Annotated in this window: 20 protein-coding genes; 6 read left to right on the top strand and 14 right to left on the bottom strand. The window is 71.2% G+C overall.

Features of this window, described 5'->3' with window-relative positions; all coding sequences use genetic code 11:
- Positions 1-36 precede the first annotated feature (36 nt).
- The 3 genes from Q0818_RS12130 (at position 37) to Q0818_RS12120 (ending at position 2,577) form a co-directional block, all read left to right on the top strand.
- Positions 37-258 carry a DUF167 domain-containing protein gene (locus Q0818_RS12130; protein ID WP_298875081.1) on the top strand — a complete coding sequence of 74 codons (222 nt, stop codon included), beginning with the start codon at positions 37-39 and terminating at the stop codon, positions 256-258.
- Entirely contained in the window at positions 255-1,559 is a 1,305-nt protein-coding gene (locus Q0818_RS12125) for an MFS transporter (protein WP_298875078.1), read from the top strand. The genes Q0818_RS12130 and Q0818_RS12125 overlap by 4 nt, the downstream gene beginning before the upstream one ends.
- A 100-nt stretch (positions 1,560-1,659) precedes the next feature.
- Positions 1,660-2,577: a DMT family transporter gene (locus tag Q0818_RS12120; protein ID WP_298875074.1), complete on the top strand. Its 918-nt coding sequence runs from the start codon at positions 1,660-1,662 to the stop codon at positions 2,575-2,577.
- 147 nt (positions 2,578-2,724) lie between these two features.
- Here Q0818_RS12120 and Q0818_RS12115 read toward each other — a convergent pair whose 3' ends face one another.
- The 3 genes from Q0818_RS12115 to Q0818_RS12105 all read right to left on the bottom strand — a co-directional run bounded on the left by Q0818_RS12115 (position 2,725) and on the right by Q0818_RS12105 (position 5,246).
- Positions 2,725-3,285, bottom strand: a complete 561-nt coding sequence (locus Q0818_RS12115; RefSeq protein WP_298875071.1) for a YceI family protein — start codon at positions 3,283-3,285, stop codon at positions 2,725-2,727.
- 150 nt (positions 3,286-3,435) lie between these two features.
- Positions 3,436-3,801 carry an FKBP-type peptidyl-prolyl cis-trans isomerase gene (locus Q0818_RS12110; protein WP_013583439.1) on the bottom strand — a complete coding sequence of 122 codons (366 nt, stop codon included), beginning with the start codon at positions 3,799-3,801 and terminating at the stop codon, positions 3,436-3,438.
- A gap of 284 nt (positions 3,802-4,085) precedes the next feature.
- Positions 4,086-5,246 (bottom strand): PrsW family intramembrane metalloprotease, encoded by a 1,161-nt coding sequence (locus tag Q0818_RS12105; protein ID WP_298875068.1) that lies wholly within the window; start codon positions 5,244-5,246, stop codon positions 4,086-4,088.
- Positions 5,247-5,329: 83 nt separating this feature from the next.
- On the opposite strand from Q0818_RS12105, the gene Q0818_RS12100 reads away from it, so the two are divergent.
- Positions 5,330-6,196 (top strand): fumarylacetoacetate hydrolase family protein, encoded by an 867-nt coding sequence (locus tag Q0818_RS12100; protein WP_298875065.1) that lies wholly within the window; start codon positions 5,330-5,332, stop codon positions 6,194-6,196.
- A gap of 71 nt (positions 6,197-6,267) precedes the next feature.
- Here Q0818_RS12100 and Q0818_RS12095 read toward each other — a convergent pair whose 3' ends face one another.
- The 4 genes from Q0818_RS12095 to Q0818_RS12080 all read right to left on the bottom strand — a co-directional run bounded on the left by Q0818_RS12095 (position 6,268) and on the right by Q0818_RS12080 (position 10,466).
- Positions 6,268-7,731 carry an aspartate ammonia-lyase gene (locus Q0818_RS12095; RefSeq protein ID WP_298875062.1) on the bottom strand — a complete coding sequence of 488 codons (1,464 nt, stop codon included), beginning with the start codon at positions 7,729-7,731 and terminating at the stop codon, positions 6,268-6,270.
- 115 nt (positions 7,732-7,846) lie between these two features.
- Positions 7,847-8,758, bottom strand: coding sequence for a phosphodiesterase (locus tag Q0818_RS12090; RefSeq protein WP_298875061.1), 912 nt, complete (start codon positions 8,756-8,758; stop codon positions 7,847-7,849).
- Between the two features lie 161 nt (positions 8,759-8,919).
- Positions 8,920-9,249 carry a peptidase gene (locus Q0818_RS12085; protein WP_298875058.1) on the bottom strand — a complete coding sequence of 110 codons (330 nt, stop codon included), beginning with the start codon at positions 9,247-9,249 and terminating at the stop codon, positions 8,920-8,922.
- A complete protein-coding gene (locus Q0818_RS12080; RefSeq protein ID WP_298875765.1) occupies positions 9,249-10,466 on the bottom strand; it encodes an inorganic phosphate transporter in 1,218 nt (405 codons plus the stop codon). Before Q0818_RS12080 ends, Q0818_RS12085 begins: the two co-directional genes overlap by 1 nt.
- Positions 10,467-10,676: 210 nt before the next feature.
- Here Q0818_RS12080 and Q0818_RS12075 point away from each other — a divergent pair, with 210 nt between their 5' ends.
- A complete protein-coding gene (locus Q0818_RS12075; protein WP_298875056.1) occupies positions 10,677-12,791 on the top strand; it encodes a S9 family peptidase in 2,115 nt (704 codons plus the stop codon).
- Positions 12,792-13,001: 210 nt separating this feature from the next.
- Here Q0818_RS12075 and Q0818_RS12070 read toward each other — a convergent pair whose 3' ends face one another.
- From Q0818_RS12070 to Q0818_RS12050, 5 genes are all read right to left on the bottom strand, one after another.
- Positions 13,002-13,793: a hypothetical protein gene (locus tag Q0818_RS12070; RefSeq protein ID WP_298875053.1), complete on the bottom strand. Its 792-nt coding sequence runs from the start codon at positions 13,791-13,793 to the stop codon at positions 13,002-13,004.
- Between the two features lie 557 nt (positions 13,794-14,350).
- Complete coding sequence (locus Q0818_RS12065) at positions 14,351-15,379, bottom strand: 6-phosphofructokinase (RefSeq protein ID WP_298875050.1); 1,029 nt, start codon at positions 15,377-15,379, stop codon at positions 14,351-14,353.
- Between the two features lie 306 nt (positions 15,380-15,685).
- Positions 15,686-17,845 carry a DEAD/DEAH box helicase gene (locus Q0818_RS12060; protein WP_298875047.1) on the bottom strand — a complete coding sequence of 720 codons (2,160 nt, stop codon included), beginning with the start codon at positions 17,843-17,845 and terminating at the stop codon, positions 15,686-15,688.
- A gap of 196 nt (positions 17,846-18,041) precedes the next feature.
- The gene (locus Q0818_RS12055; RefSeq protein ID WP_298875044.1) at positions 18,042-18,689 is read right to left on the bottom strand and encodes a hypothetical protein; all 648 of its coding nucleotides are present in this window, start codon (positions 18,687-18,689) and stop codon (positions 18,042-18,044) included.
- Positions 18,690-18,743: 54 nt separating this feature from the next.
- A complete protein-coding gene (locus Q0818_RS12050; RefSeq protein ID WP_298875041.1) occupies positions 18,744-21,194 on the bottom strand; it encodes a heavy metal translocating P-type ATPase in 2,451 nt (816 codons plus the stop codon).
- Positions 21,195-21,365: 171 nt separating this feature from the next.
- On the opposite strand from Q0818_RS12050, the gene Q0818_RS12045 reads away from it, so the two are divergent.
- A complete protein-coding gene (locus Q0818_RS12045; RefSeq protein WP_298875039.1) occupies positions 21,366-22,733 on the top strand; it encodes an MFS transporter in 1,368 nt (455 codons plus the stop codon).
- 31 nt (positions 22,734-22,764) lie between these two features.
- On the opposite strand, the gene Q0818_RS12040 is transcribed toward Q0818_RS12045, so the two are convergent.
- Positions 22,765-23,709 (bottom strand): bifunctional riboflavin kinase/FAD synthetase, encoded by a 945-nt coding sequence (locus Q0818_RS12040; protein WP_298875037.1) that lies wholly within the window; start codon positions 23,707-23,709, stop codon positions 22,765-22,767.
- Positions 23,706-24,125 carry a hypothetical protein gene (locus Q0818_RS12035; RefSeq protein WP_298875035.1) on the bottom strand — a complete coding sequence of 140 codons (420 nt, stop codon included), beginning with the start codon at positions 24,123-24,125 and terminating at the stop codon, positions 23,706-23,708. The genes Q0818_RS12040 and Q0818_RS12035 overlap by 4 nt, the downstream gene beginning before the upstream one ends.
- Positions 24,126-24,308: the final 183 nt, after the last annotated feature.

Raw genomic sequence — 24,308 nt, 5'->3', positions numbered from 1 at the left:
TGCCGGGGTGTCGGAGGCCTGGCGTAGCCTCGATCCGTGCAGCTCACCGTTCGCGTCAAGCCCGGCAGCCGACGCGGCCCCCTCGTCGAAGACACCGCCGACGGCCTGATCGTGCACGTGCGCGAACGCGCGGTCGACGGGGCGGCCAACGGCGGAGTGGTGAAGGCGCTCGCCGCGCACTTCGGCGTCGCCCCCCGCGACGTCGAGATCGTCCGCGGGCACACGGCCCGGGTGAAGCGCGTGGACGTCGACGCATGAGCACCCGCGAGAGCGCCCTCATCGACCTGCGCCCGTTCACCGCCTCCCCCGCCTTCGCGCGCCTGTGGATCGGATCGACGCTCGCGGGCCTCGGCGGCCAGCTCACGGTCGTCGCGGTCATGCTGCACGTGTTCGAGCTCACGCAGAGCACGTTCGCGGTGTCGATGATCGCCGTCGCAGGACTCCTGCCGATGGTGGCCGCCGGACTGTACGGCGGCATGCTCGCCGACGCCTTCGACCGCCGCACCGTCGCGCTCCTGGCGGCCGTGGTCACCTTCGCCTCCACCGCCCTGCTCGCGACGCTCGCGTGGACGGGCCTCGAGACGGTCGGGTGGCTCTTCGTCCTCAGCGTCGTGAACTCGGCGGCGAACTCCATCGTGATGGCGACGAAATCGGCCATCACTCCCCGCCTCCTCCCCCGTGATCTGCTGCCCGCGGCTGCCGCGCTCCAGGGGGTCACCGTCGGCATCATGGTCATGGCGGGCCCCGCTCTCGCCGGCGTGCTCGTCGCGTTCGCCGGCTACGCCTGGACCTACTCGCTCGACGTCCTCCTCATGACCTCTCTGTTCCTGGGACTGTGGTCGCTGCCGAAGCTGCGCCCCGAGGGCGAGGTCGTGCGCCCGGGGCTCGCGTCGCTCCGCGACGGTGCCCGGTTCCTCCGACGCGCCCCGAACATCCGGCTGCAGTACATCCTCGACATCGTCGCGATGACCTTCGGCCAGCCGGTCGCCCTGTTCCCCGCGATCGGCGCCGTGCTCCTCGGCGGCGGCGCGATCACGACCGGTGTCCTCACGGCCGCGGTGGCGGCGGGGGCGTTCCTGTCGAGCCTGTTCTCCGGTCCGATCGGACGAGTGCGCCGCCAGGGGCTGGGCATCGAACGGTCGATCCAGGTCTACGGCCTGTCGATCGGACTCTTCGGCCTCGTCCTGCTGGCCGCCGCCCTGGGCTGGGGCCGCCCCGCCGACACGGGCGAAGACCGGGGCGCCGTGCTGCTCATCGTGCTCGCCGCCCTGACGCTGGCCGTCTCGGGCGCCGCCGACAACGTCAGCGCCATCTACCGTTCCACGATGATGCAGGCGGCGGTCCCGGATGCCATGCGCGGCCGCCTCCAGGGCATCTTCATCGTCGTGGTGGCCGGCGGCCCTCGGGTCGGGGCGCTGTACGCCGGCACCCTCGCCACCATCGCGGCGCTGTGGGTCCCACCCCTGCTCGGCGGGATCGTGATCCTGGCGCTGGTGGGCTTCCTCGTGCGCCTGTCCCCGCGCTTCCGCGACTACGACGCGCTCGACCCGCAGCCCTGACCGCGCGGTGACGTCGACCGGCTGCCGATCGTCGGCGGATTCCGGACGTCGCATCCTCGCGACCCGACCGATGTCGGCGCTTCGCCCTATCGTCGGGAGCGTGGCATCCGCTCCCTCCCCCTCCCCCGTCTCGATCGCCGTGCAGTTCGTGCTCACCGGCATCGTGTGGGGGTCGAGCTTCCTCTTCATCGCGATCGCGCTCACCGGCATGACGCCGGCGCAGGTCGCGGGCGGCCGGCTGCTGTTCGGAGCCCTCGCCCTGGGCGCCATCGTCGCGATCCGGCGAGAGCGCCTGCCCCGCGACCGGCGCGTGTGGGGCCACCTGTGCGTGCTGGGGTTCAGCTTCTGCGTCGTGCCGTTCCTGCTGTTCGCGTGGGCCGAGCAGCACGTGTCGTCGGGACTGGCCAGCATCTTCAACGCCACCACACCGATCATGACCGCGATCATGGCGTGGGCGGTGTTCCGCGTGGAGCGCCTCGAGCTCGGTCAGCTGCTCGGCATCGCCGTGGGCATCGCCGGTGTCGTCGTGATCATCGCCCCCGGCGCCGTGGCCGACGTCGGCGACAGCACGATCGCCCAGCTCGCGCTTCTCGGCGCGACGGCCTGCTACGGCTTCAGCCTCGCGTACATGCGTCGCTTCCTGGGCGACACCGGCCTGTCGGGCATCGCCTTCGCGTTCGGGTACATCGGTCCGGCCGCGGCATTCATGGTGCTGCTGTCGCCGGTCATCCTCGCGGAGCCGATGCGCCTCGACCTCCCCGTCGTCGCGAGCATCGTCGCCCTCGGCGTTCTGGGCACCGGCATCGCGTACGTCTGGAACCAGAACACCCTGCGCGCCTGGGGGCCGACCCGCGCGTCCACCGTTACGTACATCACCCCGGTCGTGGGGGTGGCGCTCGGCATCCTGATCCTCGGCGAACGCATCTCCTGGAACGAGCCGGTGGGGGCCGCGGTGGTGTTCCTCGGCATCCTGCTCGTGCAGCAGCGCCTGCGCCTGCCGCGCCGCGCGCACGCCTGAGTCGTCCCGACGGGCCGCGCATCGGGACCGGACTCCTCGGTCGATCCGACGAATCCCGTACCGCGCCCGGACGCACGAAGACCCCGGATGCGGACGGCATCCGGGGTCTTCGCGACGATCACGACCGCAGCGAGCGCTGCGGAGCGATCACGCCTGGTGCGCGAACTGCAGGTCGAGCTCGATGGTGACGTCCTTACCGACGAGGACGCCGCCGGTCTCGAGGGCGGCGTTCCAGGTGAGGCCGAAGTCTTCGCGGTTGATGACCGTCTTCGCGGTGGCGCCGACCTTGTAGTTGCCCCACGGGTCGGTGCCGAAGCCGCCGAAGTCGATCGAGAAGGTGGCGGGCTTGCTGACGCCGCGGATGGTCAGCTCGCCGTCGACGAGGTAGTCGCCGTCCTCGACGCGGGCGCCCGTCGAACGGAAGTCCATCGTGGGGTAGGTCTCGACGTCGAAGAACTCGGCCGAACGCAGGTGCTGGTCGCGACCCTCGTCCTTCGTGTCGACGGAGGTGACGTCGACGGAGGCCTCGACGGTGGCCTCGAGGGGGTTCTCCGGGGCGACGAGCGTGGCGCTCTTCATGCCGAAGGTGCCGCGCACCTTGGAGATCATCATGTGGCGGACGGTGAAGGTCACCTCGCTGTGCGAGGGGTCGAGGACCCAGGTGCCCGCCTTGTAGCCGGGGATGTCGAGGGTGGTGGTGTCGGTCATGTCACTCCTAGAGGTCTGGGGAGCCGTGTCGGCGTCCTGCGGGAGTCCAACTCCCATTCACACGAATGTATTCCACGATCGAGGGAAAAGACGAACCCGAGGGAGCCGGAGCCCCCTCGGGTTCGTGAACGTCTCGTGAAGAACGCCCGGTCAGCCGACCTTGAGCAGGTCGATGATGAAGATGAGGGTCTTCCCGCCGAGGAAGTGACCGCCGGCCGGACCGTAGGCCAGGTGCGGCGGGATGACGAGCTCGCGTCGGCCGCCGACCTTCATGCCCGGGATGCCGTCCTGCCAGCCCTGGATGAGGCCGCGGAGGGGGAACTGGATGCTCTCGCCCCGGCCCCACGACGAGTCGAACTCTTCGCCCGACTCGTACTCGACACCGGCGTAGTGCACGGTGACGGTGTCGCCGGGCTTGGCCTCGTCGCCGTCGCCGACGATGATGTCGCGGATGACGAGGTCGGAGGGGGCGGGGCCGCTGGGAGCGTCGAACTCCGGCTTGGTGCGATCAGTCATGCATCCATCCAAGCACGCCCGCGCGCCGGATGACGCCCCTGGACAAAGACTCAGCGCCCGGTGCCGCGGCGATGCCTGCGTGTCTCCCGGGCGCTGAGTTGGCCTACATCGATGGTGCTCCGACCTCCGCGTCGTGTCAAGACCCCCGGGTCGCGGTGACGCGAGGCGCCGAGGCCGCGCGCGATCACCGACACCGCCGGGCAGGGCTAACGGGCACGTACGGTCTCGGGACCCGCGTGCAGTTTCGGCGACACGTGGATGGTGCGGACGGCGCACGAGGTGCGTCAGCGCGACAGCAGCGCCGCCCGCGCGGCGGTGGTGCGCTCCAGGAGGTACCGCTCGGTCGCGGGAGCCTGGGGGTCGCGGCCCGACAGCGTGCGCTGGCGCGCGGCGGCGAGCGCGGTGGCATCCACGATGAACGCCTTCATGACGGCCGAGCGATCACCGGGCAGCGTTCGCGCCCAGGCGACCGCCGAGCGACGCCCCGGCCCCGTGGCGAGCATGTCGACCTCCTGCGGGGTGAACCACCCGGCGGCGGCGTATTCGCCCAGGCGGGCCCGGGTCAGGCGAGACTCCTCGCGACGCAGGGCCAGGATGCCGAGGATGAACAGCACGAACAGCGGGACCTGCAGCGCCGCGTAGGCCTCGAAGAAGTTCGCGAACGTGGCCGATCCGTTCCAGAGACCGTGCAGCACGATCGCCCCGATGAGGCCCGGGATGCCGTAGGCCAGGGCCGCTCCCGTGCGCAGGCCGCGACGTGCGGCGAGGCCGAATGCGAAGCCGGTGAGACTGGTGAACATCACGTGGGCGAAGGGCGAGAGCACGGCGCGCAGGAAGAACGTGCTCGCGACCTGCGCCGGTCCGCCCTCGAGGTAGCTGATAGCGAAGTACTGCACGTTCTCGGTGAGGGCGAAACCCGCCCCGATGAGCGCGCCGTAGACGATGCCGTCGACGGGCCCGTCGAAGGCTCGGCGGGCGAACGCGAAGATGAGCAGGACGCCGAGGCCCTTCGCGATCTCCTCGACGATGGGCGCCTGCACGACGGCGCTGAAGGCGGCGGGGAGCTGCCCGAGGGCGAGGGTCGGCAGCAGATCGACGCCCAGGGCGATGACCACCGACGCGATCGCTCCCCAGGCCACCGCGAAGACGAGCAGTCGACGCGGCTCGGGCTCCCAACGGTCGATGTATCGCACGGCGAACCACACGATCACGAAGGGGATGGCGGCCAGCACGAGCCCGAGGAACGTCGCGGCGGTGCCCAGGAACCCGGTGAAATACCGCACGAGGAGGGCCAGGAGCGGCACGAGCAGCACGGCGACCACCCACAGCGCCACTCCCCGACCGCGCGACCGCGGCGGAGCGGCCGACACCGCCGTCTGCGGAGCCGTGGTGATGCGGGTCGCTTCGACCGAACCGGGCCGGGAGAGCGGCGAGGGTGAGCTCATGCGCTCAGCCTAGAGCGGGGCCGGGACACGGCATCCGGGGCTTGCGGCCTCCGTCTCGCGGCGCGGGCCGGTAGCGTGGTGGCATGCGTTTCGCCCACGTCCGGTCTCAGGAAGGGGCGGAAGCCCCCCGTCTCGTCAGCGTCCACGGGGAGGAGTTCTCGTTCGTCGATGCGCTCTTCGACGGTGCCCCCACCACGCTCGAGCAGCTCATCGCCGGCGGCGACGCCCTGCTCGATCGCGTGCGCGACGCAGCCGCGACGGCTCCGCGGGAGTCCCTCACCGGCATCCGCTTCGCCTCGGCCGTGCTCGCTCCCCCGTCAATTCTCGCTGTCGGCCTGAACTACGCCGCGCACTCGGGCGAGCTGGGGCTGAAGACCGACGCGGGCCCGACCGTGTTCGTGCTGTGGCCGAACTCCCTCACCGCGCACGAGGCCACCACGTCGTGGCCGCGGGCGCTGAGCGAGGCCGTCGACTATGAGGCCGAGCTCGGGGTGATCATCGGCCGTCCCGGTCGCGACATCGCGGAGGCCGACGCCCTCGATCACGTGTGGGGCTACACCGTCGTCAACGACATCACCGCGCGCAACATCCAGTTCTCCGAGGCGCAGTGGTCGCGCTGCAAGTCGTTCGACGGCTTCACCCCGACCGGTCCGTTCGTGGTCACGGCCGACGAGATCCCCGATCCGCAGGACCTGCACATCTGGACCGTCGTCGACGGACACACCGTGCAGGATGCCAGCACCGGCCAGATGGTCCGTTCGGTGAAGACGCTCATCAACAAGCTCTCGGAATCGGCCACCCTGCTGCCGGGCACCCTCATCTCCACCGGAAGCCCGGGTGGTGCCGGGTACTCGCGCGATCCGCAGATCTTCCTCCGCGACCGCTCGACCGTGACCGTCGGCATCGACGGCATCGGCGAGCTGACCACGCACTGCCGCATCCTCGACTGACGCGGCATCCACGACGAAGGGCCGGGGCGACGCGCCCCGGCCCTTCGTGATGTCGGCGTGGACGCCGCGGGTCAGTCCTCCACGACGCTGTCGGCCGCGCGCACGATGGGGATCGCCGCCGTCACGGCCTGCAGGCCCGAGAGGCGCGCGGGCGAGATCTGCTTCATGACCTCGTCGCGCGTCATGAGCCCGGCCTCGACCACGAGGTCGGCGACGTTGCGGTGCGTCAGCAGTGCGGTCTTGGCCAGCGCGGCGGCCGCGGCGTAGCCGATGAACGGTGTGAGGGCCGTGACGACGCCGACCGAGGAACCCACCATCGCGCCCAGGCGCTCCCGGTTGGCCGTGATGCCGTCGACGCAGTTGACGCGCAGGGTCCACATCGCCTGTCGCATCCAGGTGATCGACTGGTAGATCGAGTGGGCGATGACCGGCTCGAAGGCGTTGAGCTGCAGCTGGCCGCCCTCGACCGCCATCGTCACGGTCATGTCGGCGCCGACCACCGAGAAGGCGACCTGGTTGACGACCTCGGGGATGACCGGGTTGACCTTGCCGGGCATGATGCTCGAGCCCGCCTGGCGCGCGGGCAGGTTGATCTCGCCCAGACCCGCCTGCGGGCCGCTCGAGAGCAGGCGCAGGTCGTTGCAGATCTTCGACAGCTTCACGGCGTTGCGCTTGAGCGACGACGAGAACGACATGAAGGCGCCCGTGTCGCTCGTCGACTCGACGAGGTCGGTGGCCGTCTCGAGGTCGAGACCCGTGATAGCCCGGAGGTGCCGCAGCACCGCTCCCCCGTAGCCGGCGTGCGCGGTGATGCCCGTGCCGATCGCGGTCGCGCCCATGTTGATCTCGTAGAGCAGGTAGGCGTTCTCGGTCAGGCGGTTGTAGTCCTCGCCGAGGGTGGTGGCGAAGCCGTGGAACTCCTGCCCGAGCGTCATGGGCACGGCATCCTGCAGCTGCGTGCGTCCGACCTTGAGCACGTCGTGGAACTCCTCCGACTTGCTGAGGAACGACTGGCGCAGCAGCGCGAGCTCCTCCAGCAGGCTCTGGAGCGTGAGCGACAGGCCAATCTTGATCGCCGTCGGGTACACGTCGTTGGTCGACTGACTGCGGTTGGTGTCGTCGATGGGCGAGAGGAACGCGTAGTCGCCCTTCTCGCGGCCCGCCATCTCGAGCGCGATGTTGGTGATGACCTCGTTGGCGTTCATGTTCGTCGAGGTGCCGGCCCCGCCCTGGATGACGCCGACGGTGAACTCGTCGTGGAACTCGCCGTCGATCACGCGCTGCGCGGCGCGGTCGATGAGGTCGGCCTTGCGCTCGTCGAGCACGCCGATCTCGCGGTTGGCGCGCGCCGACGCCTGCTTCACCATCGCGAGGGCCCGCACGAGGTCGGGGTACACCGAGATCGGTCGCTTCGCGATCGGGAAGTTCTCGAGGGCCCGGGCCGTGTGGATCCCCCAATACGCGTCAGCGGGGATCTCGAGGGATCCCAGGGAGTCGGTCTCGGTACGGGTACGCGTCATCGCGTCCAAAGCCATGGGTACGTCCTTGTGGGTTGTCACGGCGAGCAGGGATGCATCGAGCCTAACCACGGCGAGCGGGGCGGTCGCTGGACACGGCGGCCGGTCGTCGGATCGACACCGTCCGCGGCGTCTATTGTCCCGTCGGGCGCTTGCGCGAGAACGCCTCGAGGCGCTCCTCCGGGCTGAGGGCGGCCATACGCGCCGTCCACTCGGGGGTGAAGTACCCCGTCGCCTCCGCCTCGACCACCGGGACGACCGCATGGGTGATCGTGTCGTCCCAGATGTGGACGAGGTGGAACGATCGCCCCGCGTCCATGCCGTTGACCTCGTCGGCGGGGCGCGCGAGGTCCATCGTGTAGCAGGATGCCGACGCGACACTGACCGGAACCCCCGCGAACGTTCCGGAGGTGGAGTAGTGCAGGTGCCCCGCGAGGATCGCCCGCACATCGCTGCCCGCGATCGCCTCGGCCAGGCCCGCTTGGTCGCGCAGCTCGAGGATGTCGAAGAAGGGGATGTGCGTGGGCAGGGGCGGGTGGTGCAGGGCCAGGATCGTGCCCAGAGGGGCGGGGGTCGCCAGCTCCGACCGCAGCCACTCGAGCTGGGACCGGTCGAGGTCGCCGTGATGCCAGCCGGGCACGGTCGAATCCAGCGCGATGAGGCGCAGGCCGCCCAGATCGTGCACGCTCGTCACCGGCTCCTCGGAGGCCTCCGCGCCGAGGAGCGCGGCGCGCATCGCGGGGCGCTCGTCGTGATTGCCGGCCACCCACACCACGGGCGCGCCGAGACGCTCGGCCCAGGGCTCGACCGCCTCGCGCAGGGCGCGGTAGGCCTCGGGCTCGCCGAGGTCGGTGAGGTCGCCGGTGAAGACCACCGCATCCGGCCGCACCCCGGTCGCCTCGGCCGCGGCGAGCGTGCGGCGCAGGTGCACGGCCGTGTCGTAGCGGCCCCCGAGGAGGCGATCGCCCCCGAGCAGGTGAGTGTCGCTGAGGTGGAGGATGACGCGCGCGGCGGGCGCGTGCTGACCGAACTGCACGGATGCCATGTGCCCAGCCTAGGAGGGGGGTCCGACACCGGGAGCCCGATGACGACGACCGTCCTCGATCCTCCGGCGGAGCGGTTCCCGTGCCCGCGAGCTCCGCGAGAACGCCGAGGCGTCGGCATCCGGAACCGACGTCGCCACACGGCGACGGCCGAGATCCGACGTCAGTGGTTGAAGAGGATCAGCAGCAGCGCGCCGAGCACCGCGGCCGCGCACACCGCGAAGCACGCGTAGGCGCCCACGAGCGACAGGCGCTTCTGTCCGTCGCTGAGCGGGTTCTTCTTCGCGGCCTTGGCCACCGCCTTCTCGGCGCGCCGACGCTGCTTGTCGGTGAGCACCGTGATGGCGTCGGTGAACTCCGCGGGCGCGACCAGCGGCGGACGACCACCGCGCACGAGCAGGCGCAGCCCGAGGGCGTAGAAGGTGACGACGACCGACGCGCCCAGGAGGGCGGCGACGAAGACCTGCAGGAAGGCTCCCCAGTTGATGAGCATCAGGCGTCCTTCCCGACCTTGTCGCGCTCGAGGCGGCGCTGGCGGCGCGTGGGACCGGGCTTGCGCGGCACCTTGACCGCCGCGCCGGAGTCGGCGACCTCGCTCATCGCGTTCGCCGAGGTGACCGAGTCGCGACGCGAGCGCAGGAACAGCCCCAGCACGATCGCGACCGCGATCACGGCGTCGACGGCGACGCCCCAGCCACCCAGCCACACGACGATGAGGGCGGCCGCGGCGCCCACCGCACCGGCGGCCGGGAGCGTCAGGACCCAGCCGATCATGATGCGACCGACGGTGTTCCAGCGAACGGTCGACCCGCGACGACCCAGGCCCGATCCGATGACCGAGCCGGAGGCCACCTGCGTCGTCGACAGCGCGAAGCCGAGGGCGCTCGAGGCGAGGATCGTGGCCGCGGTCGAGGTCTCGGCCGAGAAGCCCTGGGCGGGCTTGACGTCGGTCAGGCCCTTGCCGAGCGTGCGGATGATGCGCCACCCGCCCATGTAGGTGCCGAGGGCGATCGTGATCGCGCACGCGAAGACGACCCAGAGCTGCGGGTCGGGGTTGGCGGTGGACTGCCAGCCGACGGTGATGAGCGCGAGGGTGATGACACCCATCGTCTTCTGTGCGTCGTTGGTGCCGTGGGCGAGGGCCACGAGCGACGAGGTGAAGATCTGCCCCCAGCGGAAGCCGTCGCGGCCGTCGGCCTTCGCGTCGTGCCGGCGCGTCACCCCGTACGCGATCTTCGTCACGACGAAGGCGATGATGCCCGCGGTCAGGGGCGCGATGAGGGCCGGCAGGATCACCTTGCTCAGCACGACGCCGGTGTCGATCGCCGAGGCGCCGACGCCCACGAGAGTAGCCCCGATGAGGCCGCCGAAGAGCGCGTGCGAGGAGCTGGAGGGCAGGCCCAGCAGCCACGTGAGCATGTTCCACGTGATCGCGCCGATGAGGCCGGCGAAGATGATCGGCGGGAAGATGTCGGGACTCAACTGGTCTTCGCGGATCATGCCGCCCGAGATCGTCTTGGCGACCTCGGTCGAGAGGAAGGCGCCGACCAGATTGAGGCTCGCCGCCAGCAGGACCGCGACCTTCGGCTTCAGCGCACCGGTGGCGATGGGCGTGGCCATCGCGTTCGCGGTGTCGTGGAATCCGTTGGTGAAATCGAAGAACAGTGCCAGCACGATGACCAGCACGATGATGAGGGCTGCGCTCTCCACCGTTCGCTTTCCGTGAGAAGGAGGAAGGGATGCCGACGGGATCGGCGTGACGAACGAAGAGTTCACCTGGCGTTGATCTTTCGTTCACCGAAAGACGCGACGACATCCTTTCACCCGGACCTGTGAGGGTCAAACGCGCGGATTCGCGAGCCGTCGGCATCCACCGGTGTCGCCGGGCCGGATGCCGCGGCGGCGCACTACCGTGGAACGGTGACCGACCTCGACCCGCAGCCCGTCCCTCCCGTCGCCGACCGCCGTCCCGTCGCCCGCACCCACCACGGTGACACCTTCGACGATCCCTACGAATGGCTGCGCGCGAAAGACGACGCCGAGGTCGTCGCCCACCTCGAGGCCGAGAACGCCTACACCTCCGCGCGCACCGCCCACCTGACGCGCCTGCGCGACACCATCTTCGGCGAGATCAAGGGCCGTACCCTCGAGACCGATCTCTCCGTCCCCGCCCGCCGCGGCGACTGGTGGTACTACGGACGCACCGTCGCCGGCGCGCAGTACGGCATCCAGTGCCGCGCGCCCCTCGGCTCCCCCGACGACTGGACGCCGCCGACCCTCTCCCCCGACCGCGCGGTCCCCGGCGAGCAGGTGCTGTTCGACGGCAACGTCGAGGCCGAGGGCACTGACTTCTTCTCGCTCGGGAGCTTCGAGATCTCGAACGACGGCACGCGCATGCTGTACGGCATCGACGTCGCCGGAGACGAGCGCTACACGGTCCGCGTGCGCGACCTCACGACCGGTGAGACCCTCCCCGACGAGATCCCCGGAACGTTCTCGGGCGCGACCTTCTCCCCCGACGGACGCTTCATCGTCTACACCACCGTCGACGACGCGTGGCGCCCCGACACCGTATGGCTCCACGAGATCGGGACGGGCGTGGATGCCGATGTGAAGCTGTTCCACGAGCCCGACGACCGCTACTGGGTCGGGGCCGACTTCACTCGCAGCGACAAGTACCTCGTGATCGAGATGGGTTCCTCCATCACGAGCGAGGAGTGGCTGCTCGACGCCGACGACCTGCGCGGCGAGCCGCGCGTGGTCTGGCCGCGGAAGGAGGGCGTGGAGTACTCCAGCTCGCACGCCGTGGTCGACGGCGAGGACGTGCTCTACATCCTCCACAACGACGGCGCCCTCGACTTCGAGCTGGTGCGGGTCTCGGCATCCACTCCTCAGGGTGCCCGCGAGACCGTCATCGCGCACCGCACCGGGCAACGACTGCTGGGCGTCGACACGTTCCGCGACTGGGGGGTCGTCGCCTACCGCCGCGACGGACTGGCACGCCTGGGCATGCTGTCGTACGCCGACGCAGCCGTGACCGAGATCGCGTTCGACGAGCCGCTCTACAGCGTCGGCACAGGCGGCAACCCCGAGTACGCTCCCCCGGTGCTGCGCCTGGGCTACGGCTCGTTCGTGACGCCCGGGACCGTCTACGACTACGTCGTCGACACCGGGGAGCTGCTCCTGCGCAAGCGCCAGCCCGTGCTCGGCGGCTTCGACCCCGCCGACTACGGCCAGGCCCGCGTGTGGGCCCCCGCCGACGACGGCACCCGGGTGCCGGTGTCGCTGGTATGGAAGCGCTCGTTCGGCGAACCCGGATCCGCTCCCCGCCCGGTGCACCTCTACGGCTACGGCTCCTACGAGCACTCGATCGAACCCGGCTTCTCGGTGCCCCGGTTGTCGCTGCTCGACCGCGGCGTGGTCTTCGCCGTGGCCCACGTGCGCGGCGGCGGCGAAATGGGCCGGCAGTGGTATGAAGACGGCAAGCTGCAGTCCAAGCGCAACACCTTCACCGACTTCGTCGCCGCGGGGCGGCATCTGGTGTCCGAGGGGTACACGACCCCCGACCGCATCGTCGCCGAGGGCGGCAGCGCCGGTGGCCTGCTCATGGGCGCGGTGGCCAACCTCGCACCCGAGATGTTCGCCGGCATCCTGGCCGACGTGCCGTTCGTCGATGCGCTGACCACGATCCTGGATCCGTCGCTCCCGCTCACGGTGATCGAGTGGGACGAGTGGGGCGACCCGCTGCACGACGCGGACGTGTACGCCTACATGAAGTCGTACTCGCCGTACGAGAACGTGCGCGACGGCGTCGAGTACCCCCGCATCCTCGCGGTCACCTCGCTCAACGACACGCGCGTGCTGTACGTCGAGCCGGCCAAGTGGGTGCAGCGCCTGCGCGAGGTGGGTGCCGACGCGATGCTCAAGTGCGAGATGGTCGCCGGACACGGCGGTGTGAGCGGCCGGTACAACGCCTGGCGCGAGCGCGCGTTCGAGCTCGCGTGGCTGCTCGACGTGCTGGGGCTGGCGGAGTAGGGCGGCTACGCCGCGGTCGCGGTGGCTGGGCGGTGGCGGCGCGGTCGCGGCGACGGCTGGTGGCGGCGCGGGCGCGGCGGCGGCCCTGTCGCGGCGGGGGCGCGGTGGCTGTGCGGTGGCGGCGGCTGCGGCATGTCCCACTCAAGGCGGTGCTTGTCCCACTTATGGCCAGTTGCGACCCCCTCAACCAGCCATAACTGGGACAAGGAGTCACTGACCGGGGCGCCAGCCCGCCCTGAGCAACGCCGCGCGCACGAGGGATGCCGCCGGGGCGCCGTCTCCGCGGAGGTGGTGGCTCAGGATACGGACGTGGTCCCACCCCGCATCGCGGATCGCGGCCCAGCGGTCCGCGTCGCGAGCGAACTGCCGCGGATCCTCCGCGTGCACGCGCCCGTCGTATTCGACGGCGACGCGCCAGGCCTCGAAGGTGAGGTCGATCTCCGCGACGAATTCTCCTCGAGCCGAGAAGATGTCCGCGTTGACGCCTGGTTCCGGTAAGCCGTGGCGCGCGAGGAGGAGTCGCAGGTGGGTCTCCCGCGGTGACCTTACGCCCGGGCGGGCCAGGGCGAGCGCCCTCCGGAGGATGCCACCCCGGACGTCCCCCATGAGGGTGATCTCGGCATCCAGGTCGGCGGTGTCGGCGAGCGGCTCCCGGCCGCCCAGCAGCGCGTCGGCGCCCGCGACCAGGTCGTCGAGACGCCACAGCCGGCCGCACTGCCGCCACGCACGGACGGCGTTCTCGATCGGCATCCCCTCGGGTCCGGCCTCGGTGGCCGGCTCCCGGGTCTGCAATCGGTGACCGACGACACCACGGGTGCGAGGCTCGCGGGCGGGGCGGTGCGCCGACACGTGCAGGCGCGGCGTGTGCGGCCACTCCGGTGTGCTGAGACCACGCAGCGCGAACACCGTCTCATGACTGAAGAACTGGCCCTCGGCGAGTCGTGGCGCGTAGGCCCGGCACCTTTCGAGGATGCTCTCGTCGCCGGTCGAGCGAGAACGCACGCCGTGAAAGGGCGTCACGAGGTCGGAGGCGCGGAGGCGGGTCCTGCTCGCGCCTCGTCGCAGGGCTTCCGCTACGTGGAATCGCTCGGGCAGATCGTCCGGCAGGGGATGGCGGCGAGTCATGCTCCAGGATCCCGACCGCTGACCCGTGCGCCGGCGTTCTCCACAGCCCTCACGCGCAGTCAAGGCCTGTGGAGGAGCCTCCCCATCTTCCGCCGCCCCGAGCATGTCCCACTTATGGCCGGTGCGGGGCGCCCCGACCGGCCATAAGTGGGACATGCACCGCCATAAATGGGACGAGGTTGCAGGGACGCGGCGCACGCTCGCGACGCCTCCACCCGCATCCCGCCCTGCGCGCGCACAGCCTGCGCCGCGCGCACAGCCTTCGCCCATCGCCCGCCTGCGCCGCGCGCACAGCCTGCGCCGCTCGCACAGACCGCGCCGCTCGCGCAGCCTGCGCCGCTCGCCCAGCCTGCGCCGCTCGCCGCCCACGCCAGCCCCGCACACACCGACGCCCCGCCCCGCACGAAGCGGGACGGGGCGTCGGTGCAGCAGACTCAGCCGAAGAGGGCGGCGGCCTCTTCGTAGCGGTACAGCGGGACGCTGTTCAGCTCGCCGAGGGCGTCGGCGAAGGGGACGCGCACGATGTCGGTGCCGCGCATCGCGACCATCTGGCCCCACGCACCCTCGTTCAGCGCGTCGGCGGCGTGCAGGCCGAGGCGCGTGGCGAGCACGCGGTCGAAGGCGGAAGGCGAACCGCCGCGCTGGATGTGACCGAGCACGGTGGCGCGGGTCTCGATGCCGGTGAGGCGCTCGATCTCGGGAGCGAGCAGTTCGCCGATGCCGCCCAGGCGGGGGCGGTTGAAGGCGTCGAGGCCCTTGTCGCTGAAGGCCTCGTCCATGCCCTTGAGCTTGAAGCCCTCCGACACGACGACCAGCGGGGCGCGACCACGGTCGTGGGCGCGCGTGACCTGCTCGACGATCTCGTCGATCGACATCGGCACCTCGGGGATGCAGATGACGTGGGCGCCCGCCGCGATACCGGCGTGCAGAGCGATCCAGCCGACGTGACGACCCATGACCTCGGCGACCATGCAGCGCTGGTGCGAGTCACCGGTGGTGCGGAGGCGGTCCATGGCATCCGTCGCGATGTTGACGGCGGTGTCGAAGCCGAAGGAGTAGTCGGTCGCGCGGAGGTCGTTGTCGATCGTCTTCGGCACGCCGAGCACGTTGATGCCGTCCTTCGACAGGCGGTCGGCCGCCGCGAGGGTGCCTTCGCCGCCGATCGCGAGGATGCCGTCGAGCCGGTGCCCGTACATCGTCTTGGAGATGTTCTCGGCACCGCCGCGCACGCCCTCGTAGGGGTTGGTGCGGCTGGTGCCGAGGATGGTGCCGCCGACCTTGGACAGCCCCTTCACCTCGTGACGCGTCAGGGGGAAGAAGTCGCCGTCGACGACCCCGCGCCAGCCGTCGCGGATGCCGACGAACTCGATGTCGTAGTTGGTCGTGCCCTTCAGCACGACGCCACGGATGACCGCGTTGAGACCGGGGCAGTCGCCGCCGCTGGTCAGGATGCCGATCTTCATGGGCAGAGTCCTCTGGTGCTGTGGTTCGGGTGAAGGGTCGGCGCCGTTGCCGTCTTCGACCCTATCGCCGCGGATGGAGGCGCTGCTACACGTGACGCCGGGGGTGGATGCCGGGCCCCGGCGCAGAGATACTCGCCGGCGCCGCGGCGCAGCCCGGACCGACGGCACGGCCCGGCTAGGCGGCGCAGTCCGGACCGACGGCCCCAGCCCCGCGGCTCCGGTCCCGAGCGCCGCGCCCCGACCCACGCCGCGGATACGCCGAACGCCCCGGCGCCCAAGCAGCCGGGGCGTTCGTGGCGGTGCGGATCAGGCCTTGCCGAGCGCCTGACGCAGCAGGTGCATGAGCGCAGAGAGCTGCACGGAGTCGCTCGAGCCCGGCTCGACCGCCTGGCCGTCGAGGGCGCGCTGAGCGAGACCCTCCTTGGAGTCGATCAGCTCGGCGATCTTCGTGTCGATCGTGTGCGCGGCGATGATGCGCCACGCGGTCACGGGCTCCTCCTGGCCGATGCGATGCACGCGGTCGATCGCCTGCGTCTGCTCGGCGGCCGTCCACGACAGCTCGGCGAGCACGACGTTGGAGGCGGCCTGCATGTTCAGGCCCACGCCGGCTGCGGTGAGCGAACACACCGCGATCCCCACACCGGGGTCGCTGTTGAACGCATCGATCGCGGCCTGGCGGGCGGTCGAGGTCTGCTCGCCGCGCACCGACACCGACTTCAGACCCGAGGCCTTGAAGTGGGCCTCGGCGGCATCCATCACGTCGATGTGCTTCGCGAAGAACACGACCTTGCCCACCGAGCGCTGCAGCTGCACGGCGTAGTCGGCCGCGAGGTGCGCCTTCGCCTGACCGATGCGGCGCACCATCGTGAAGACGTTCTCGCTGCCCGAACCCGCGGCCTTGCTCTCTTCGAGCTCGCCGTGGGCGACCAGGCGCACGATGTCCTCGTCGATCTCGCCGGCGGCGAGGCCGCGGTCGCCGCGCGCCTCGATGATGCGGCGGTACTTGGCGGCGAGGCGGGCGCCGAGTTCGCGCTCGGCCTGGCGGATCGAGCGGCCGTACTCGTCGTCGAGCTCGACGGGCAGGTCGGCGACCAGCTTGTCGGGCAGGTCGGCCGCGACGTCCTTCTTCTTGCGTCGCACGATGCCCATCGAGATGACGGCCTCGCGCGCCTCGGGGTAGAACGCCTTGTCGGCGGGAGTGAGGCCCGTGGCATCCAGTTTCTGCATGAGCTCGGGGCCGGGCTTCTCGCCGTTGGTCCATCCGAGGAAGCGCCAGATCGCGTCGAAGTCCTCGACGTCGTTGATCAGCGGGGTTCCGGTGAGGGCGAGCATCAGGGGGTTGCGCGTCTGTTCGCGCACCCGGGATGCCAGCGCGAGCACGTTCTGCGACCGCTGCGACGTGAGGTTCTTGATGAAGTGCGCCTCGTCGACGACGACGCCTTTGAGGCCGATCGACGACAGCCACGACAGGTGGCGGTCGAGGATCTCGTAGTTGACGATGAACACGTCGGCGAAGGCGTCGATGTCGGCGCCGCCACCGGAGATGACGGTCGCGCGGCGCTGCGGGGTCCACCGCTGCACCTCGCGCGCCCAGTTCATCTTCACGACGTTGGGAACGACGACCAACAGCGGATACGCGTCGGCGACGGATGCCGCGAGCACCGACTCCGCGGTCTTGCCGAGGCCCGGCTCGTCAGCCAGGAGGAACTCGCGGTGACCGAGGCGCACGGCCTCGAGGAAGCGCGACTGATGCGGCATGACCTCGAGTCCGCGCGGCGACAGCCGGTCGAACTCGGGCACGGGCGGCAGCTCCATGCTCGCGGCGGACCCGCCGGCGCCGGTCTCGAACGCCTTGTAGAGCGGACCCATGAGCTCCCAGCCGTCGAGGCGGCGACGCGGGGCGTCACCGCTCGGGCGCGGCGTGAGGTCGGGCGCGCGGAACGGGTTCGCCATCTGGCGCGCCTCGATGGATGCCGGCACGACCTGCTTCTCGGCGAGAGCCGCGGAGACGACCGGTGTGATCTTGGGCGTGTTGTCGGTGATGATCAGCTCGTCGGGCGGCAGCTCGGCGCCCGACTCGAGCAGCCAGTCGCGGCGCATGCGGCGGGCCACGGGAGACGTGGCCTGGTCGACCTCGAGCAGCTGGATCAGCGAGGTGTCGCGCGCGGCGGTCTTCGCGAGGATCGTCGCCACGCCGTCGAGGCGCTTGAGCAGCTCGGCGCGGGCGGCGTCGGTGATCTCGGTGTCGGCCTTGACCCGCGCGCGCTCCTCGCGCACGAGGAACGCGATGACCTGGAACTTGACGCGATTGGTGGGCCCGAGCTTGCCGCGCTGCGCCTTCGCCTCGACCTCGCGCACCTTGCGGGCGAGGATCGGGATGACGGGTGCTTCGTCGTCGCGTCGGGATGACGTGGTCTTCCTGCGCCGCTGGCTCGAGCTACGGGCGGCGGTTGCCGTGGTCGGCATGCTCCTCCTGAGCGTGTCGTCCGGAAAGGGTCCGGAACGTTCCGGCGCGAAGCCGGTGGATCAGTGACCCCGGAAAACCGCGAATCGCACGCCCGGAAAAGGCGGGATACACGCCCCACCGCGGGTATCAGCCGAAAACAGCTCACGCGGAGGGGTGACGAGGTCCACCTCCCATTCTAGCTGCTCGAGGTGGCACTCATCCCCGCACCGTGGACAAGATGTCGTCGGTGTATGAGGTGACGTCGACACTGACGTACGACGTGGACACCCACACGTCCCCCGACAACGCCTGCACCTCACCGCGCTCGAACGGCTTGTCGTCGAGCGAGACGCCACGCTGCTCGATGCGGCAGACCGTCGCCTCACCGCTGTCCTCACAGCTGAAACCGCCCGCCTCGAGAGTGCTGCGGACCGTGGCGGCCTGCCCGGGGTCGACGATCGAGACGTTCGTCGCGATCCCTCGGTCACCCGGCGCACCCCACGAGCACCGCACGGTCGGAACGACCTGGAGGAGATCCAGCAGGGCAGCCTGCTCAGTCGACAGCAGCGTCACTCCGGGATCGTTCAACGGAAGGTCGGAGTCCGCCAGCGCGGTCCGCTGCGCGGCGGACACCACGGATTCGCAGGAGGACGGCAGTGCGGTCCCCGCCGTCGGAGCGATCGTCGGGGACGCCGACGTCGTGGGCGCAGATGCGGAGGCGAAAGCCGTGGGTGTCGACGATGCGGCAGCGGACGCCGTCTGCGAGGGCGTGTCGCCCTCCGGTTCGGGGACGCACGCGCTCAGAGCGGCGACGAGGGCGAGCGAGACGGAAGCCGCGAGGGCTGCACGGGCGAGGGGGGTCATGACACCTCCAGGGTCGTCACGACCCTAACCCAGCACGTCGGCGTCGCCGTTCGCTCAGGCCGCGCGCCGCAGCCGCAGGCTGTTGAGCACGACGAAGACGCTCGAGAACGCCATCGCGGCCCCGGCGAGCATCGGGTTCAGCAGCCCGAGGGCCGCGAGCGGCAGGGCCGCCACGTTGTACGCGAACGCCCAGAAGAGGTTCCCGCGGATCACGCCCATCGTGCGCCGGCTCAGCGCCACCGCCGTGACGATACCCCGCGGGTCATCCCGCATCAGGGCCACGTCGCTCGCGTGGAGCGCGGCATCCGTCCCCCCTCCCATGGCGATGCCGAGGTCGGCGGATGCCAGGGCGGCGGCGTCGTTGACCCCGTCGCCGACCATGGCGACCGTGCGCCCCTCGGCGCGGAGCGCGGCGATCTCCGCGACCTTGCCCTCGGGCAGGACCCCGGCGCTCACCTTCTCGATGCCGAGCTCGGCCGCGACGGCGCGGGCGACGTGCGGGTTGTCGCCGGTGAGCAGCACCGGTTCGAGTCCCATCGCGCGCAGGCGGGCGACGGTGGCGGCGCTCTCCGGACGCACGGTGTCGGCGACCTCGACGACGACGCGCGCGCGCATGGCGCCCTCGTCGTCGGGCCATCCCGCCACCACGACGGTGCCGCGCCGCTCCCCCTCGGCGACGGCCGCGGCGAGCGCGTCCGGCAGAGGCGCGCCCAGATCGGCGGCGAGCGCGGGGCGCCCCGCGAACACGCGGACGCCGTCGACGACACCGACGATGCCGCGGCCGGGAAGGGCCTCGACGTCTTCGGCGACCGGACCCTCGCCCCCCGCGACCACGATCGCGTGGGCCACGGGGTGCTCCGACGCGCGCTCGAGCGCGGCCAGCAGACGCAGCGCGTGGTCGGCATCCTGGTCGGGGGCGGTGGTGACGTTCACGACGCTCATGCGCCCCGCGGTCAGGGTGCCGGTCTTGTCGAGCACGATCGTGTCGATGCGCTCGGCGGATTCCAGGGCCGCGGGGCCCGTGACCAGGATGCCGAGCTGGGCGGCGCGGCCGGTCCCGACGAGGATCGCGATCGGGGTGGCCAGCCCCAGCGCGCACGGGCAGGCGATGATGAGCACCGCGACGGCCGCGGTGAAGCCCGCCGACAGCGGCTGACCGGCGACGAGCCACCCGACGAGGGTGAGCGCGGCGAGCACGATCACGGTGGGGACGAACACCCCGGAGATGCGATCCGCGAGGCGCTGCACACGGCTCTTGCCGAGCTGCGCGTCTTCGATGAGACGGGCGATGCGGGCCAGACGCGTCTGCTCGCCGACGCCGGTCGCACGGACGACGAGGCGCCCGCCCGAGGCGATGGTGCCGCCGGTCACCGTCGATCCGGGACCCACGTCGACCGGGAGCGACTCACCGGTGAGCATGCTCTCGTCCACGGAGGCGCGTCCCTCGAGCACCTCGCCGTCGGTCGCGACGGTCGCCCCGGGGCGCACGACGAACACGTCGCCGACGGCCAGGCGGTCGATGTCGATGCGGCGCCCGTCGGCGAGTTCCGCCTCGCGCGCGCCGAGGTCGAGCAGCGAGCGCAGCGCGGCTCCGGCACGGCGGGTGGAGCGCTGCTCGACCACGCGTCCGAGCAGCAGGAACACCGTCACCGCCGCGGCGACCTCGAAGTAGACCACCGAGGTGGCGTCGTGCACGGGCCCGAACAGCATCACCTCATGACGGATGCCGATCCGCCCGGCCGTGCCGAACACGAGCGCCCAGACGCTCCACAGGTAGGCGGCGAAGGTGCCCAGGGTGATGAGGGTGTCCATCGTGGCGGCGCCGTGACGCGCGTTGCGCAGCGTGGCGCGGTGGAACGGCCATCCGCCCCAGAGCACGATCGGGGTGGCCAGCACCAGCGAGACCCACTGCCATGCGGGGAACTGCCACGCCGGGACCATGCCGAGCGCCACGACGGGGACGGCCAGGGCGAGCGACACCCACAGGCGTGTCCGCAGCGGGGTCGACCCGGGCGCGTCGGCCGTGTCGTGCACGTGCCCCGACGACGCATCCTCGGCCTCGACGTGCGTGTCGGCGGCGTGCGTGTCGGCGACGTGCGCGGACGCGGCGGGGGCGTCGGAGCCGTGCTCGTGCGAGCCGGCGGCGTCCGGAGCGCCGGAAGAGCCGCCCTCGAGCTGCGCGGCGGTCGCGGTGAGATCGCGCCCGGTCACGGCATCCACCGCTCCTCCGGGGGCGAACACGGGCACCGGGGGCGGCTCCGTGGAGGTGCGGGTGCGGACGCGGGCGTCGTAGCCGGCGGCCCGCACGGCATCGACCAGGGCGGCGGTGTCGAGGTCGGCGGGGTAGCGCACCCGCGCGGTCTCGGTCGCGAGGTTCACCGCCGCGTGCACGCCCTCGACCCGCCCGAGGCGCTTCTCGACGCGCGCGACGCAGCTCGCGCACGTCATCCCGTCGATGTCGAGCACCGCCTCGGCGGTTGCTGCGGCATCCGTGTGGTCGCTCATGGCTCCTCCTCCGCTCCCCCGGTCAGCAACAGGATACCCCCTGGGGGTATTCTAGGGGGCGAGGTTCCAGGATTCGCTCGGCGCCCGCCCGGCCGTTCGCACCGCGCTCGCCTCGCTCCCGCCTGCGCGCAACCCGGCCCGCCGCGGATCGACCGACCCTACGCTGGGGGAATGGCCGAGGCGATGACACGGGAACAACGCACGGTCCTCGCCGTCGCGGTCCTCGCCTCGTTCGTGTCGTTCCTCGACGGAACGGTCGTCAACGTCGCCCTGCCCGCCATCGCAGGCGACCTGGGCGGGGGCCTGAGCACGCAGCAGTGGGTCGTCGACGCCTACCTCGTCACTCTCGGGGCGTTCATCCTGGTTGCGGGCTCCCTCAGCGACGTGCTGGGACGGGTCGTCGTCCTGCGCATCGGCCTCATCGGCTTCGGCGTCACCTCGCTCGCCATCGCGGCCGCTCCGACCGCGGAATTCCTCATCGTGGCTCGCGCCCTCCAGGGCGTCGCCGGCGCCCTGCTCGTGCCGAGTTCCCTGGCCCTCATCACCTCGACGTTCCGCGGCGCGGCACAGGCTCGCGCGATCGGCATCTGGACGGGAGCGACCACCGTCGCCATGCTCGCGGGCCCCCTGATCGGCGGCATCTTCGTCGACACCCTGTCGTGGCGGCTGGTGTTCCTCGTCAACGTGCTCCCCATCGGCGTCACGATGTGGCTGCTCACCCGCCTGGGCCATCGCGATCACCGCCGCCCCGGCGCGCGCGTCGACATCCTCGGCGCGGTCCTGTGCGCGGCGGGTCTCGGCGGCATCGTGTTCGCCCTCATCGAGCAGCCGAACCTCGGCTGGGCCTCCCCCGTCATCTGGATGCCGGGGATCATCGGCATCCTGGCCTTCTCGGGGTTCCTCGTGCGGCAGAAGACGGCGCGCGAACCCATGATGCCGCTCGATCTCTTCCGGGCGCGCAACTTCTGGGCGGGCAACCTCGCGACCGTCTTCGTCTACGCGGCGCTGTCGTTGAACGGCTTCGTGCTCAGCGTGTACCTGCAGCAGGGGGCGGGGCTTCCCGCGACCCTCGCGGGACTCGCGTCGTTGCCGAGCACCGTGCTCATGATCGTCCTGAGCTCGCGCATGGGCGCTCTGTCGGGACGTCTCGGGCCGCGCCTGTTCATGACCGTCGGCCCCCTCGTGATGGCGGCCGGCGCCCTGCTGCTGCTCCGGGTCGGCGACGACTTCGATTACTGGACGCAAGTGCTGCCCGGGGTCATCGTGTTCGGCCTGGGTCTGACCGCGACCGTCTCGCCCTTGACGGCCGCGGTGCTCGGCGCCATCGACTCCGAGCGCTCGGGCATCGCCTCCGCCGTCAACAACGCCGTCTCGCGCGTCGCCGGCCTGCTCGCCATCGCCGCCGTGTCCGCCGTGGTCGGCGGATCGCTGGACCTCGACGGATTCCACCGGGCGGCGCTGTTCACCGCCGTGCTCATGGTGCTCGGAGCGGCAGCGTCGTTCCTCGGCATCCGGAATCACCTGTCGCGGCAGGACTGACCCGAGCGCCGTTCCACGACCCGCCCGCGACTCAGCGCAGGATCGCGCGCGAGCGCTCCACGTCGTCGGCCATCTGCGCGATGAGCGCGTCGATCCCGTCGAACGCCGTCATCCCGCGCACCCGCTCCACGAAGCGCACCTCGACGTGATGGCCGTACAGGTCGAGTCCGGTCTCGTCGATCACGTACGCCTCGACCTGCCGCGCGTTCACATCGTCGAACGTGGGGTTCGTTCCGACGCTGATCGCGGCGGGATAACTCGTGCGTCGCGCCCCGTCGACGTCGACGAGCCATCCGGCGTAGACGCCGTCGGCGGGCACGAAGCCCTCGAGATCGGGCGAGAGATTGGCGGTCGGGTACCCCAGCTCGCGTCCGCGTTTGAGGCCGTGCACGACCTCGCCCCAGACCGAGGGCGCGCGGCCCAGCAGGCGCGCGGCCGTGGCGATGTCGCCGGCCGACAGGGCCTCGCGGATCCACGTGGACGACACGCGCCGATCGGCGTGCACCGCGCGGACGTCGTCGACGACGTCGACACGGAAACCGTGTTCGGCCCCCATGCGCTCCAGCAGAGCGGGGTCACCCGCTCCCCCGGCGCCGAAGCGGAAGTCGCGTCCCACGAGAACGGTGCGGGCGTCGAGGGCGTCGACCAGGATGCCGCGCACGAACTCCTCCGCGGGGATCGCGGCCAGGGCCTCGTCGAAGGTCAGCAGCAGGGTGGCATCCACTCCGGCTCGCTCGAGCAGGTCGAGCTTCTGATGCGGGCCGATGACGTCGGCCGGGCACTTCTCGGGCCGGAGGACGCTCAACGGGTTGCGGTCGAAAGTCACCGCGACCACGCGCGCGCCGTCGGACGCGTCGACCCGGGCGCGGTCGATCACCGCGCGATGGCCGGTGTGCACGCCGTCGAACTTGCCGATCGCCACCACCGTCGGACCGAAGCCGGCGGGGACCTCGACGGGGTCCCGGAAGACGATCACGACGCCGCCCGGCGGTGCCGCACGAGCCACCAGAGACCGAGGAAGGGCAGCACGAGCGGGATGAACAGGTAGCCGTAGCCGTACACCGACCACACGGTCGGGTGCTGAAACAGCGCCGGCAGCACCAGACTCAGCGTCCCGACCACCAGGACGCCGACCAGCTCGAACCCGATCGCGATCCAGGCGACGCGGTACCACGCGGGGCGCGCGGAGAAGATCAGCGCGAGGGTCGCGAGGATGTAGACGACCGCGGCGAGGGCGGACAGCGAATACGCCAGCGGGGCGTCGTCGAACTCGCGCACGATCTGCACGAAGGAGCGGCCCGTGGCGGCGAGCGCCATGATGCCGTAGACGACGACGAGGACACGGCCGATGCCGGTCATCCCCCGGGAGCGGGTGGGAGTGGTGGATGCCATGACCTCACGATTCTAGTTCGCCCCGGCCTCGACCGAGCAGCGCGGCCTCCCCCGGGCACGCCGACGGTCGGTCCGGTGGCTTCGACAGGCTCAGCCACCTCCCCACCGAGGTCCCTGAGCCCGTCGGAGGGACCGGGACCCACCACCTCCCCACAGGTCCCTGAGCCCGTCGAAGGGACCGGA

This window comes from uncultured Microbacterium sp., assembly GCF_947489255.1.
In the GTDB taxonomy this organism is placed as follows: domain Bacteria; phylum Actinomycetota; class Actinomycetes; order Actinomycetales; family Microbacteriaceae; genus Microbacterium; species Microbacterium phycohabitans.
Note: the sequence above shows the minus strand (reverse complement) of the source record. Positions and strands in the feature narration are given on the sequence as shown.